Raw genomic sequence first — 12,157 nt, 5'->3', positions numbered from 1 at the left:
GGTAGCATCCTATACAATAGCAGTAGAGTACGCTAAATTGGTTTATCGGGTTAGAGACTGACAACAAATAAATTATCCAATCTTGTGGGGTAAACCGAAAAGTCCGGCCTTAGCTATGGGCGGTGAGACGCCCATTTCACAAGAAGTAATTGAGTATTTTTTTATTTGTCAGTCCCTTATACTCCCAGACAAAGTAGTTTTCTGGCTTGGCAATTGGCACAATCAATTTAGGCTTTGCACAACTGTGAATTGCAGAAATCTTCCGTATCAGCCAGTTATGCTTCAAGACTACTTTTAGGGCGGGGAGCAATATCTAGGTCATAGTGGATGCAGAGATAGGAAAGGTTGAGGGTTTTGCCACAAATTTGCTGTGGACAAAGTTTAGCAGTACGCGTAGGCGTAGTCGTCGTAGACATTGCTTCTGCTAAACTCGGATTCGACCCACATGTTCAACACATGGAGACTAAGAGAATAAAAATGGATTGACAAAATTTTTGATTAATCCATTGATTAACTTTCATGATTAACTTTCATCAGTTGTATCCTGTTGTAGAAATCTTGTTGAAGACACTACTCAACTTCTCAAGCCATTAACTTAACTGGATTGATAAATGTTCTTAAATTTTCTCCAGTAAAGTTTATTAATTTACTCATATACCATAGAATTTCTCCAGGCTCACAGACATATCTGTAACCTCGGCTGATAACTAAGCCGATTCATAAAAATTTGTACTCAAATTCAGTGTGTATACGTGCTTTTTTTGGAAATAGAATAGAAACACAATGAGTAACAGAGGTCTGCTTGGCTGCGGAAACCAGAGATGAATCAATCTACAGTAATGCGTTTTACAGGTTTCTGGGGAATTTTAATCACTGTCTAAATGAAGTTTTTGACGACACTAACGGCTAATGTAAACTAGCGTTGGCTGATCAACTCGGAGTTGATGTTGATTGCATCGAATTTGAAATGTTTTTACATTATTCAGTATGTATGTTTGCTTGATTGTTATTTATTACATGTAATTTCAACTAGAGTTTTCTCTTCAAATTTATTGTTACATGTAATCACTTACTAGAATACCACGATAAAAGCGTGTTGCAAATTTCTCGTCACACTTCATCAAAACTTCATTTCCCGAAAATATACTTCAGCAGAAACTTCATAAAATTGAAACTTTCTTCTAGATAAATCTTTATATTTAAGGATTTGTACATTCATAAAACACTTTCTAGTTAATCTGACTTTTCAAGGAAGCCCTCAAACCACGAGACAGTGTGGCTTTTTCCCCAGTTATATTGTCAATGTTGATAAGTTAATGATAATTAACAATGGAAAAATCAGGGTTTGGAAAATCCTTAAAATGACCTTTTCCACATGCCATGAAAAGTCAGTTTGGCTAATAAACTTGCAGAAGTAGCAATTTAATATCAGACTCTAGAAGTGCAAAGCTAAGAGTTTGAGAAAGCAGAATTAAAACTTTAACAACAGTGCAAACAATGGCACGCTGTAGCACAATAAGACATTAATTACAGCAGAAATTGTGATGGTAATCGAGAGTTTAAATCGTTTTTTATTTATCCACGAAAACCTTTAAATTCAAATATTTAAGACAAAACTTAGTTGAGAGTTAATTCCGACACTAAGTAAGTCAGAAGACCATATTTGTAAATTCTATCATCAAACTTTATTTAATATTACGGTCGCGTGACAGATGAAAAAGCTCAACAATACCTAACCTAAACATAACGTTCATGGGCTGAGGAAGAAGATCAAGCTTGCATGATTAGGAAATATTTTATTTAAAAAGTGAGTATAAAGTAGTCGAGACCATACTTAGAGGGAATAATTTCCCATAAAAAAACTACCAAGTTCCGTTTTAAAGACATTACTGGGTTAGCTGTCTGATAATTTTCAGCAGTTTAAAGTTGAGAAAAAATTAGTTTGTGGTAGTTGGTATTATTTAATTTCTCTAGGTTGTTTTCCTGCAACTTCAGTTTGTTTGGACTCATTTTCTTGTAAAAGTTTGTTGGTAATTATTAAGACAATGAGTAACAATCCAAACTGAATCTGCCAGGGTGCTAATACCAAACTGAAAACCAAACTAATAGCTGCAAATACACCTGCTAGATATGCAATTTCATCAGTACTCTTTTTGAAGAAGTAGCCAGTGGCTAAAGCCGTACACAGTGGTATCAAGAAAAACAAAGGCATTTTATTAACCTCTGAACTAAAAGCTGTTGTGCTTATTAAACAAATTGAAATTGTTTTTGGATTTTGGCTAATTTTACATCCAATAAGGTTTTAGCCACAACAGTCGATCGAAATAAATATTATAGAAAGTCAAGATTATGCAACGTCGTATCTTACACCAATTGGAATAATGATTGCGACAGATGAAGTGTCATTACCAACATTTTTATAACAGTCATATCGCGCTAACCGATATCCCGCCCAGAACTGAAGTTCATTGGCTTTTAGCTCAAGTCCACTCAAGTGACTGAAATGTTCGCTTTCACTGAAGACAGGTACCTAACATCACTTCAAATCTTGTATAGCGGTTCTCGTTTACGTGAGGTACACCTGTAGGGGCGGCAATGCCGTGCCTCTACACCTCGCGATATAATGTTGTACCGCATCTGAATGGGAACCGCTATATTTAGTCATCTTAAGAGGACTTAAGCTATTAGCCTCAGAATTGATTCCCAGGTGGGATAGCAACGAAGTGAGAGATTTAAAAGATGTTGGTAATGACAAGGCTTTAAGAGTAGAGGTACAAGAAGTTATGCGTAAGCCTGCTTTAAGTGTAGAAACACACAATCCTTTCGGGTAAGGCTCGTTCTGCCGTTCTCCTGACTCAGTATTGCTGCGTTATGCTATACAAACTCTCGTTTACCTACGCGGATTCAAAAAGTTTAAAACTTGCGTAGGTGGGTTTTATCTATTTCGCCAATTACACTCTTGTGAGCAATCATCTAGTAAATTAGCTTAAAACTTTAGCCTTGCGCCAGGATAAGGATCTAACATATTACCTTTATAAGTAGCATTTTCATTTTTTCATTTTAGACACCCAATGTTGAACATTCCTCAATTACTGGCAACTGAAATAAACCTCAAACCCCATCAGGTGCAAAACGCACTGGAACTTTTGGCGGAGGGTGCAACAATTCCCTTTATTGCACGTTACCGCAAAGAGCGCACCGATGAGATGAATGAAGTGCAACTACGTGAACTGGCTGATCGATATACTTATTTAACAGAACTGGAAGAACGAAAATCGGTAATTTTAAATGCGATCGCTGACCAAGGTAAACTTACAGATGAACTCAAAGCCAAAATCTCATCCTGCTTACAAAAAACTGAACTTGAAGATTTATACTTACCCTATCGACCAAAGCGACGCACCCGCGCTACCATTGCCAGAGAAAAAGGACTCGAACCACTGGCGGAATTTATCAAGTCGCTAAATGTAAAAAATGCTGCAACGGCTTCCCTGGAAGAAGAAGCGGCTGAGTATATTTCCCAAACCAAGGGAGTAAAAACAGCAGAAGAGGCGCTCAAAGGTGCTGCTGATATTTTAGCGGAAGAAGTAGCTGAAAAAGCTGAGTTACGCGCATATATCCGCGACTATCTCCTAGAAGAAGGAGTATTTGTCTCCCGCATCAAAGATGATTACCCGGAAGGTACAACCAAATTTGAGATGTACCGTAACTATCAAATTAGGGTAAAAAATATTGCACCCCACAATATGCTGGCGTTGTGTCGGGGTGAAACTGAGAAAGTATTAAGCTTTGAAATTGCTTTCGATGAGGATACAGTACTTTATTATCTTGAGTCGAAAGAAATTAAAACCAAAGTTCGGACAATTCGGGATTTTTATCAGTCAATGTTGAAAGATGCATTCAATCGTTTGATGAAAATCTCTCTAATGGGAGAGGTAATTTCTGAGAATAAAGTTTGTGCAGATATGGAATCAATCAAGACATTTGAAACTAATCTGCGAGAGTTGCTGCTGTCTGCACCAGCAGGAATGAAACCAACACTGGCGATAGACCCTGGATTTAGAACTGGGTGTAAGGTTGCAGTTCTTGACCAAACTGGAAAATTTTTGGAATACCAAGCCGTATTTCCCCACCAAGCGGCTGAACAACGACTCAAAGCCGCACAAACTGTCAAAAATCTAATTGAAAAGTACAAAATTGAGTTAATCGCCATCGGTAACGGTACAGCGTCCCGCGAAACAGAGGAATTTGTCACGCAAGTATTGCAAACAATAGAACGCAAACCAGTTAAGGTGATGGTGAATGAGTCTGGCGCATCTATATATTCTGCAAGTACTGTAGCGCTGGAAGAGTTTCCTGATTTAGATATTACCGTGCGCGGGGCCATTAGCATCGGTCGCCGTTTGCAAGACCCCTTAGCGGAACTTGTGAAAATCGATCCCAAATCCATTGGTGTGGGACAATATCAGCACGATGTCGATCAGAAGTTGTTGAAAAAGAAATTGGATGACACCGTAGAAAGCTGCGTTAACTACGTCGGCGTAGACTTGAACACCGCCTCCAAAGAACTTCTGACTTCCGTTTCTGGGATTACGGTAACAGTTGCTAATAATATTGTTGCCCATCGCAACCAGCATGGAGCCTTTAAAAATCGCCGACAACTCTTGAAAGTTCCGAAGCTGGGGCCAAAAGCTTTTGAACAAGCAGCAGGTTTTCTGCGGATTCGCGGCGGTAACAACCCATTAGATAATACAGCTGTGCATCCAGAGAGTTACTCTGTAGTAGAAGCGATCGCATCTGATCTAAATGTGCCATTAAATCAGGTGATACAAATTGCCGAAAAACTCAAAAAGACCAACCTGAAGAAATACGTTACCGATAGCGTTGGTGAACCGACACTACGCGACATTCTTAGCGAACTGGAAAAACCAGGTAGAGATCCCCGTGCAGAGTTTAAGTATGCCACCTTCAAAGAAGGAATTAAAGAAATTAATGACTTAAAGGTGGGAATGGAACTAGAGGGAATCATCACGAATGTCGCCAACTTCGGCGCGTTTGTTGATATCGGCGTACATCAGGATGGCTTGGTGCATGTATCCCAACTTGCTGATAAATTTGTAGACGATCCCAAAAAAGTTGTCAAAGTCGGACAAGTAGTCAAAGTGCAGGTGCTAGAAATCAACGAGAAACTCAAGCGGATTAGTTTGTCAATGAAAACAGTTAAACAATAATTAGAAACAGCAGATGGCAGTTTATCAAGTTCAATTCATCAATTCTACACTTGGATTGGATCGCACCATTCAAGTACCAGATGATCAATATGTTTTGGATATGGCGGAAGATGCTGGTATCCGCCTACCATCTGGGTGCAAACAAGGCGAATGTTCTGCTTGTATTGCCAAACTCATTAGCGGTGAAGTTGATCAAAGTGAGCAAAAATTTCTGCGCCCAAGTGAAATACAGGCTGGTTATGTTGTTACTTGTGTAACTTACCCTTTATCTGATTGCACTTTAGAAACCCATCAAGAACAAGTTTTATATAAATCAGCCCTTTACTATAAGCCTGAGTCTGAAAAATCTGAGTGATTGTTGGCTTGTTACATTAAATTAATCTTAAATTTGTCGGGTGCGTTAAACAAATTTAACGCACCCTTAAAAATATTGGCTCACGGTACTGATAAGTTTTGCTATTGGTAAAATAGCGTCGGGGCGTATAGCTAGCTGTGCGCCCCTAGAATGTATTGCATCCATATGATAACCGCTATAGTTTTCTCAATAGATTGACCTAATGGGGTAGAAGTAATTTCTATCTTGCAAGAGAGGTAAAACTCTAACACATAGTTAAAGATGAGATCAGAAGTTTCAAACCAAAAATCTCTAGTTATTAGGTAGAAACAATGTTAACACCATTTTTAACCGCGCTAGCTACAGCTTTGAGCCTATTGATTGTTGATTTAGTTGTTCCAGGCGTTAATATTGCTAATTTTCCCGCAGCTTTGATTGCCGCTTTTATAATTGGCCTGATTAACGGTTCGGTTAAGCCGATTCTTTCTACTCTTTCCCTACCACTTAACTTTCTATCATTTGGAGCATTTTCGCTGATCATTAACGGTTTGTGTTTCTGGTTAGCAGCAGTGCTAGTTCCTGGATTCGCAGTTCGCGGAATTATTGGTTTCCTTCTGGGCCCAGTCATTCTAACTTTTGCTAATACCTTCATTAATAACTATTTTGTTGAAAGGAACCTTTTAACCAGCAGTGGTGATGTAAAAAGCCAAGGTGAATTACCTTCTAGATAAGTATTATAAGGAGTAGAAATAGCAATTTAATCACGTCTCTACTCCAAAAAAATATCTAAAGGTGGATTTGCTAATTCGACATCTTCAAAATAATCTAATTAAACAAAATCACAAAGTTGTAACATCATGAAATTAATTCGTTTTCTTCTAGGTTTGTTAGTGCCTCCTTTAGGCGTTTTCCTGACAGTCGGAGTAGGGCCAACTTTGTTTATTAACATTTTGCTCACATTTCTAGGTTGGCTACCCGGTAGTATTCATGCAATTTGGGTGATTGCCAAGCATGAAGAACAACTTAATGGAGAGGGACGTATTTACTAATACGCAAGATTAATTTTAGGAAATCTTAAGTATGGTGCGTTATTGCTAAAGCTGTAACGCACCATTTCACTTTCTAACAAAACTAAAAGTTATAAGCTATTTCAAATTTAACTTGCATAATTAGGGTGGGCATGTTGCACACCTGATAAGAGTTTAATTTAATTCAAGCAATTTAGATATTTTTTAGCTTATCAAATGGTGCGTTATGCCAAAGGCTAACGCACCCTATGAAAACTGAGTCTTTAATAATTATACAAATACGTTGGTAGGGACATGGCAATGCCGTGCCCCTACGAAAAATCTATATGTATCAGGGTTTTTGTGAAAAAGCAGTCTAGTCTATTTATGAATAGTATCCCGTTCTTTGTCAGCAGGTTGCTTATCTTTGAACAACTCAGCCGCCGTTAAGAGTAACTGCCTCAACGTTTGTTTGATTTGGCGCTCTTTTTTCGCTATAGATGTACCAGCTTCACCTAGTTGAGCCTCTAGTTGCGATCGCTTTTGTTCTACCTGTACAGCCATAGATTCTGCTTGAGGACGAGCTTTATCATACCAGTGTTTAGCCTCGTCTAGATAATCTTGAACCTCCAGAGAACGTCCGCCATAGCGTGCAGCTAAGTTAGCTCGAACAATCGCTAGCTGCGCTTGCAGTTGCGCGTAACGCTTCTTTAACAATCCTACTTCTTCACTATCTTTAATAGCATTGACAGCAGAATCAATTGCAGTTTTGGTAGTAGCAGGTTCTTGTTTACCCGTATCTTCAATCTCTGCCAATATTACATCAATCTCTTGCTGTAGTTCTTCTTCTTCACCATCCAGTTGAGCCTGTAACCGCTTGATATCTGTCTGAGTTTGAGCAATGCTTTCGTGTCTTTTGCTATTAATCCCTTCTAGCGCTCCTTCAATGGAAGCTGTCACTTCATCTTTGAGTTCACTACCTTTTTCTTGGAAATTTTCAATGACAGCAGAAACAGCATCTCTAACAAGGCTACGAAGCTCACTAGAACCTTGTTTAAACTCAGAACCTACTTGAGAAACTGCGGATTTCACAATTTCTCGAATCCGCTCAGTTCTTAATTGTCCGGTTTCTTTAGCTTGTTGCAGGTCGGCTTGAATTTGTTGTTTGATATTGTTAGGCATTTTCAACTCTGGGGATTTAACTAATTTGGATAAAATTTTCTAGGCATGTTCTCATACCCACATTATGGCGTAGTCTAATAGTGCTAGGCACTTCCTTTAGATAGAAAATAACAGCCCTAATGAGGTGATGTATAATATCTTGCCGATTTGTGAGATGATTAATATTTGTTGGTAGTAATTGAGAGAAAAATATGTGGCAAGTAAATATTACTTGTTCGGGCGATGCCTGGAAGCTCTATGGTACTGAATTTAAAGCGATCGCCCAGAAATATCAAGGTGAATTAATTGGTTCCAAAAAAATGCCAGATGGTACGCGCATCATGTCCTATAAAATTGAAGATGTTAGTGATGCAGAAGCTTTTCAAGAAGATTGTGCAAATTTTGCTGGATTTACAACTGACTTTGAATCCCTATAATATTGGTTTTGATACTTATGCCTGCAACCAGTATGTCAAAATCAGGAGAAGTTAATTGAAGAAATTACTCACATTAGTATTAGTAACGTTTTTGTTATTAATCAGTACTTTTACTTTTCCTGCTAGTGCAGCAGACACAGTTAACGGTGAACAAATATTTAGTGTTCACTGTGCTGGTTGTCATATTAACGGCAGCAACATAATTAGGCGAGGTAAAAATCTTAAAAAGCAAGCCCTTAAAAAGTATGGCATGGATTCAATAGAGGCAGTTACATCTATAGTAACCAATGGGAAAAATAATATGTCAGCCTATAAAGAGCGTCTCACTGAACAGCAAATTCAAGACGTTGCTACTTACGTTCTCGAACAAGCTGAAAAAGGCTGGCGTTAGAAAGTTAGGAGTTAGGAGTACAGACGCAATTAATCGCGTCTGTACAGGAGCTAGGAGTTAAGACTTTAGCAGTTATTGACTCTAGCAGTCCGAAATCATTCATAATAAAGTAGAAAAGTTAAAAAGGCTGTAAAAACCCCCTTGTCAACTCACTAATTATTAACTCTTCTCACTCCTGACTCTTGTACAGACGCGATTAATCGCGTCTGTACTCCCACCTTCTCACTCCTAAACTTGAAAATGAACTTACCCACAGCTAGCCGTCTCCAATTCACTCCCGATTTAAACATCTGCCGCATATTAAATGGTATGTGGCAAGTCTCCGGCGCACATGGACGGATTAATCCCAATGCCGCCATTGAAACTATGTTCAAATATTTAGATGCAGGCTTTACCACTTGGGATTTAGCAGACCATTATGGCCCCGCAGAAGACTTTATTGGTGAGTTTCGCTGTGAACTAATTGATACTCGTGGGAAAGATGCTTTATCTCAGGTGCAAGCTTTTACAAAATGGGTGCCTCGTCCAGGTAAAATGACGAAAAAACTGGTTGAGGAAAATATTGATATTTCCCTGAGAAGGATGAATGTGGAATCGTTAGATTTGATGCAATTCCACTGGTGGGAATATCAGGATAAAAATTACTTGGATGCCCTCAAATATATGGCAGAACTTCAGACTGAGGGTAAAATTAAGCATCTAGGTTTAACTAATTTTGACACGGAAAACTTAAAGATTATTACCGAAGCAGGTATTAAAATCGTTTCTAACCAAGTGCAATTTTCCCTTGTTGACCGCCGTCCTGAAGTTAATATGGTGGAGTTTTGTCAACAGCATGACATAAAGCTTTTTACTTACGGTACACTGTGCGGCGGTTTGTTATCAGAAAATTATTTGGGTAAATCGGAACCGCGAGGATTTGATTTGTCTACTGCTAGTTTGAAAAAATATAAAAACATGATCGATGCTTGGGGTGGTTGGCAATTATTTCAAGAGTTGCTGGCTATCCTGAAGGAAATTGCTAATAAGCATGGGGTAAGTATCTCTAACGTGGCAGTGCGTTACATTTTAGATCAGCCAACTGTGGGCGGTGTGATAGTTGGTGCCAGACTTGGTGTATCTGAACATATAGAAGATAACGCCAAAGTATTTAGTTTTAGTTTAGATGTTGACGATCGCGATCGCATCAATGCAGTATCTCGCCAATCACGCGATTTGTACCAGCTAATCGGCGATTGTGGCGACGAATATCGGCGCTAATTTCGGGAAAAAGGTGATAATACGGTGAAGGTTACTGTGGAAATTACTGCTGTCAGCCATGCCCCTAAACTTCACCTTTGCTCTCAGTCAACAGCAAACTTTTGAACTGCGTTGTGATTATGGCTCACGTCGCCTGGATGAAACGGAGTTGGCAGCGCTGATTGATTTGTCTGAGCAAAATTATTATGCTCAACAAAAAGACAGCTTACCTTATCTCACCCAGTTGGGACGGCAACTTTATCAATGGCTGGATGGTAAAGAAGGATGGCTGAGAAGGGCGCTGGATGACGCGGATGAGCAAACGATTCTTCTAGATTTGATTCAAACCAGCGAAGCAAAGGGGTTGAACCCGGAAACAGAACGGGTAGCGTTGGGATTGGCACATCTACCTTGGGAATTGCTACATGATAGTGCAGGGTTTTTAATAGAACGCCGGGATATTTCCGTTTTACCAGTGCGTTGTGTGCAGCAGCGTCAAACCCAAATAATTGGTGTGCAAAATCGCCCCTTGCAGTTGCTGTTTATGGCTACTTCTCCTGAAGATCCCAGAGTTCCACCACTAGGGTTTGAGCAGGAAGAAGCGAATATTTTGCAAGCAACTAAAGAGCAGCCCTTGGCGTTGATTGTTGAGGAAAGTGGCTCGGTTGCAGAGTTAGCCAACTTGGTGAAATCCTACCCAGAAGACTATTTTGATGTCTTTCACCTCACAGGACACGGGATAATTTATACCCAAAAAGGCTACGGCTATTTACTGCCAAAAGGTGCAACGTTGGCAGATAATACCCCCTGCTTCATTACTGAAGATGAGGTGGGGAATTTGCAACTTACTACCGTCAATGATTTAGCTAAAGCCTTTCGCGGGCGCTGGCCGCGTGTAACTTTTCTCTCTGGTTGTCATACGGGACAGGTTTCTAACAAGGGGACAGTACCCTCGATGGCGCAGGCATTGGTGAAGGCGGGGGCAGGTATAGTTTTAGGCTGGGCGCGTCCGGTGTATGACGGCACGGGTATTGTAGCGGCACAGGCACTTTATCAAGCTTTGGCGACAGGGGCAACTGTTGAAGAAGCAGTTAAAGCGGCGCAGCAGGAGATGATTGACCGAGAATGTACCGACTGGCATCTGTTGCGGATGTATCGGGATACGCGCCCCATTAATCAACTGGTGACAGTGCTGAGAACAAGAAATCGATTAAAGTCAGTGAAGGAGTTGCCCCCTCCACTGCTCTCCAAAACGGAACGTGATAGTTTCCCATCATTCCGCTCCTCAGCAAAACGGCTGTTGTCATCAGTGCGTCGTTGCCAACATATCGTTTTCCCCGTTAGTTTACGAGTTCCACAGGTGGCTTAGGTTTAACACTATTAATGTGCTAATTTCTTACCAAGACTACCATCAAGGGCAGTCTTTTTATCATGGCAATGTCGATGGAGTAGTTGCCAATTATCGTATGAATTCCGTCCACCAATAGATGTAGGAACACGGTGGTCAACTTCAATCGAATCTCCATCTGTGAAGTAGTTATCGCAGTGAGCGCATATTCCTTTTTGCCTTTTGAGTAGTGTTGCTACTCTCGTAGACACTTCAGGATGTACACCCATTCTTGAACTCCAATAAATCCAGTCACCGTCATAAGGGGATGCTGTTCCTTTGACTTTTACATAGCGTTTTATTTCGGTGGAACTATGTTGTATAAGCATTAGAGGATTTTTGCCCTCCCTGGTTACGAAAGCCCAGTTATTGCCTTCTACGGTTTTGAAGTATTTAAGGCGTATCCACCCTCTACCCTTGTTTCGATGACGATGACGACCCCATTTAAGAAGCTTCCAGACAACTAAATGCCATAGCCTTTCAAATATTTTCTGGCTAACGACAGTAGAGAAGTAATTGCACCAACCCCGTATAATGGGATTGAGTTTCATAATCAAAGTCGCTTGGTCTAACCCACGCGAATTCTCTATTACTTCAGCCACTTTTCTATAGTGCCTTTTCTGGCTTTCTTTGCTGGGGGTGATAATAGTCTTAAATCCGAGGATTTTTCCTCTTACCCTTCCTGAATTGTATTTTCCGACTGGAAATTGTCTAACGTTAAATCCTAGAAAATTAAATCCAGGTTCTTCGTCTTCTAGTTTATTCAGGGTATGGGCAAGTCTTGTTTTGCTCGGTTTTAATTCTAACCCGATGTCACTTAACCACTTCTCTATCTCTGTTTTACACAGTTTTATGACTTCTAGGTTCTCATGAACTAGTCGGGTAAAGAGGCGATGTCACCATTGCCCCCTCCCCTCAAAACCGGACTTGTACCTTTCAGCACATCCGGCTTAAGCAAATTACTAGCTCC

At 40.0% G+C, this 12,157-nt stretch carries 12 protein-coding genes; 8 read left to right on the top strand and 4 right to left on the bottom strand.

Annotated features, from left to right (window positions below):
- Positions 1 to 275: 275 nt before the first annotated feature.
- The gene (locus V7L29_RS01135) at positions 276 to 416 is read right to left on the bottom strand and encodes a hypothetical protein (protein WP_334690983.1); all 141 of its coding nucleotides are present in this window, start codon (positions 414 to 416) and stop codon (positions 276 to 278) included.
- Between the two features lie 1,541 nt (positions 417 to 1,957).
- On the bottom strand, positions 1,958 to 2,212 hold the full coding sequence (locus tag V7L29_RS01130; protein WP_334734267.1) for a hypothetical protein: 255 nt from the start codon (positions 2,210 to 2,212) through the stop codon (positions 1,958 to 1,960).
- A gap of 859 nt (positions 2,213 to 3,071) precedes the next feature.
- On the opposite strand from V7L29_RS01130, the gene V7L29_RS01125 reads away from it, so the two are divergent.
- The 4 genes from V7L29_RS01125 to V7L29_RS01110 all read left to right on the top strand — a co-directional run bounded on the left by V7L29_RS01125 (position 3,072) and on the right by V7L29_RS01110 (position 6,614).
- Complete coding sequence (locus tag V7L29_RS01125) at positions 3,072 to 5,231, top strand: Tex family protein (RefSeq protein WP_334734266.1); 2,160 nt, start codon at positions 3,072 to 3,074, stop codon at positions 5,229 to 5,231.
- A gap of 13 nt (positions 5,232 to 5,244) precedes the next feature.
- Entirely contained in the window at positions 5,245 to 5,586 is a 342-nt protein-coding gene (locus V7L29_RS01120; RefSeq protein WP_334690980.1) for a 2Fe-2S iron-sulfur cluster-binding protein, read from the top strand.
- A 311-nt stretch (positions 5,587 to 5,897) separates the two neighbouring features.
- Complete coding sequence (locus tag V7L29_RS01115) at positions 5,898 to 6,296, top strand: phage holin family protein (RefSeq protein WP_334734265.1); 399 nt, start codon at positions 5,898 to 5,900, stop codon at positions 6,294 to 6,296.
- A 126-nt stretch (positions 6,297 to 6,422) separates the two neighbouring features.
- Positions 6,423 to 6,614, top strand: coding sequence for a YqaE/Pmp3 family membrane protein (locus V7L29_RS01110; RefSeq protein ID WP_334734264.1), 192 nt, complete (start codon positions 6,423 to 6,425; stop codon positions 6,612 to 6,614).
- Positions 6,615 to 6,953: 339 nt separating this feature from the next.
- On the opposite strand, the gene V7L29_RS01105 is transcribed toward V7L29_RS01110, so the two are convergent.
- The gene (locus tag V7L29_RS01105) at positions 6,954 to 7,754 is read right to left on the bottom strand and encodes a histidine kinase (protein WP_334690977.1); all 801 of its coding nucleotides are present in this window, start codon (positions 7,752 to 7,754) and stop codon (positions 6,954 to 6,956) included.
- Positions 7,755 to 7,945: 191 nt separating this feature from the next.
- On the opposite strand from V7L29_RS01105, the gene V7L29_RS01100 reads away from it, so the two are divergent.
- The 4 genes from V7L29_RS01100 (at position 7,946) to V7L29_RS01085 (ending at position 11,169) form a co-directional block, all read left to right on the top strand.
- Positions 7,946 to 8,170 (top strand): hypothetical protein, encoded by a 225-nt coding sequence (locus tag V7L29_RS01100; protein WP_334734263.1) that lies wholly within the window; start codon positions 7,946 to 7,948, stop codon positions 8,168 to 8,170.
- Between the two features lie 55 nt (positions 8,171 to 8,225).
- Complete coding sequence (gene petJ, locus V7L29_RS01095) at positions 8,226 to 8,561, top strand: cytochrome c6 PetJ (protein WP_334690975.1); 336 nt, start codon at positions 8,226 to 8,228, stop codon at positions 8,559 to 8,561.
- A 240-nt stretch (positions 8,562 to 8,801) separates the two neighbouring features.
- Positions 8,802 to 9,821 carry an aldo/keto reductase gene (locus tag V7L29_RS01090; RefSeq protein WP_334690974.1) on the top strand — a complete coding sequence of 340 codons (1,020 nt, stop codon included), beginning with the start codon at positions 8,802 to 8,804 and terminating at the stop codon, positions 9,819 to 9,821.
- 58 nt (positions 9,822 to 9,879) lie between these two features.
- Positions 9,880 to 11,169 carry a CHAT domain-containing protein gene (locus tag V7L29_RS01085; protein ID WP_334734262.1) on the top strand — a complete coding sequence of 430 codons (1,290 nt, stop codon included), beginning with the start codon at positions 9,880 to 9,882 and terminating at the stop codon, positions 11,167 to 11,169.
- A gap of 11 nt (positions 11,170 to 11,180) precedes the next feature.
- Here the strand turns inward: V7L29_RS01085 and V7L29_RS01080 are convergent, their stop codons facing one another.
- Positions 11,181 to 11,831 carry a group II intron maturase-specific domain-containing protein gene (locus V7L29_RS01080; protein WP_334734474.1) on the bottom strand — a complete coding sequence of 217 codons (651 nt, stop codon included), beginning with the start codon at positions 11,829 to 11,831 and terminating at the stop codon, positions 11,181 to 11,183.
- Positions 11,832 to 12,157 lie beyond the last annotated feature (326 nt).

The organism is Nostoc sp. (genome assembly GCF_036916575.1).
In the GTDB taxonomy this organism is placed as follows: Bacteria; Cyanobacteriota; Cyanobacteriia; order Cyanobacteriales; family Nostocaceae; genus Nostoc.
Note: the sequence above shows the minus strand (reverse complement) of the source record. Positions and strands in the feature narration are given on the sequence as shown.

What these genes read in the sequence shown, in the direction of transcription:
- V7L29_RS01135 (WP_334690983.1), bottom strand. Translation starts at nt 416, where the DNA reads ATGTCTACGACGACTACGCCTACGCGTACTGCTAAACTTTGTCCACAG.
- V7L29_RS01130 (WP_334734267.1), bottom strand. Translation starts at nt 2,212, where the DNA reads ATGCCTTTGTTTTTCTTGATACCACTGTGTACGGCTTTAGCCACTGGC.
- V7L29_RS01125 (WP_334734266.1), top strand. Translation starts at nt 3,072, where the DNA reads ATGTTGAACATTCCTCAATTACTGGCAACTGAAATAAACCTCAAACCC.
- V7L29_RS01120 (WP_334690980.1), top strand. Translation starts at nt 5,245, where the DNA reads ATGGCAGTTTATCAAGTTCAATTCATCAATTCTACACTTGGATTGGAT.
- V7L29_RS01115 (WP_334734265.1), top strand. Translation starts at nt 5,898, where the DNA reads ATGTTAACACCATTTTTAACCGCGCTAGCTACAGCTTTGAGCCTATTG.
- V7L29_RS01110 (WP_334734264.1), top strand. Translation starts at nt 6,423, where the DNA reads ATGAAATTAATTCGTTTTCTTCTAGGTTTGTTAGTGCCTCCTTTAGGC.
- V7L29_RS01105 (WP_334690977.1), bottom strand. Translation starts at nt 7,754, where the DNA reads ATGCCTAACAATATCAAACAACAAATTCAAGCCGACCTGCAACAAGCT.
- V7L29_RS01100 (WP_334734263.1), top strand. Translation starts at nt 7,946, where the DNA reads ATGTGGCAAGTAAATATTACTTGTTCGGGCGATGCCTGGAAGCTCTAT.
- V7L29_RS01090 (WP_334690974.1), top strand. Translation starts at nt 8,802, where the DNA reads ATGAACTTACCCACAGCTAGCCGTCTCCAATTCACTCCCGATTTAAAC.
- V7L29_RS01085 (WP_334734262.1), top strand. Translation starts at nt 9,880, where the DNA reads ATGCCCCTAAACTTCACCTTTGCTCTCAGTCAACAGCAAACTTTTGAA.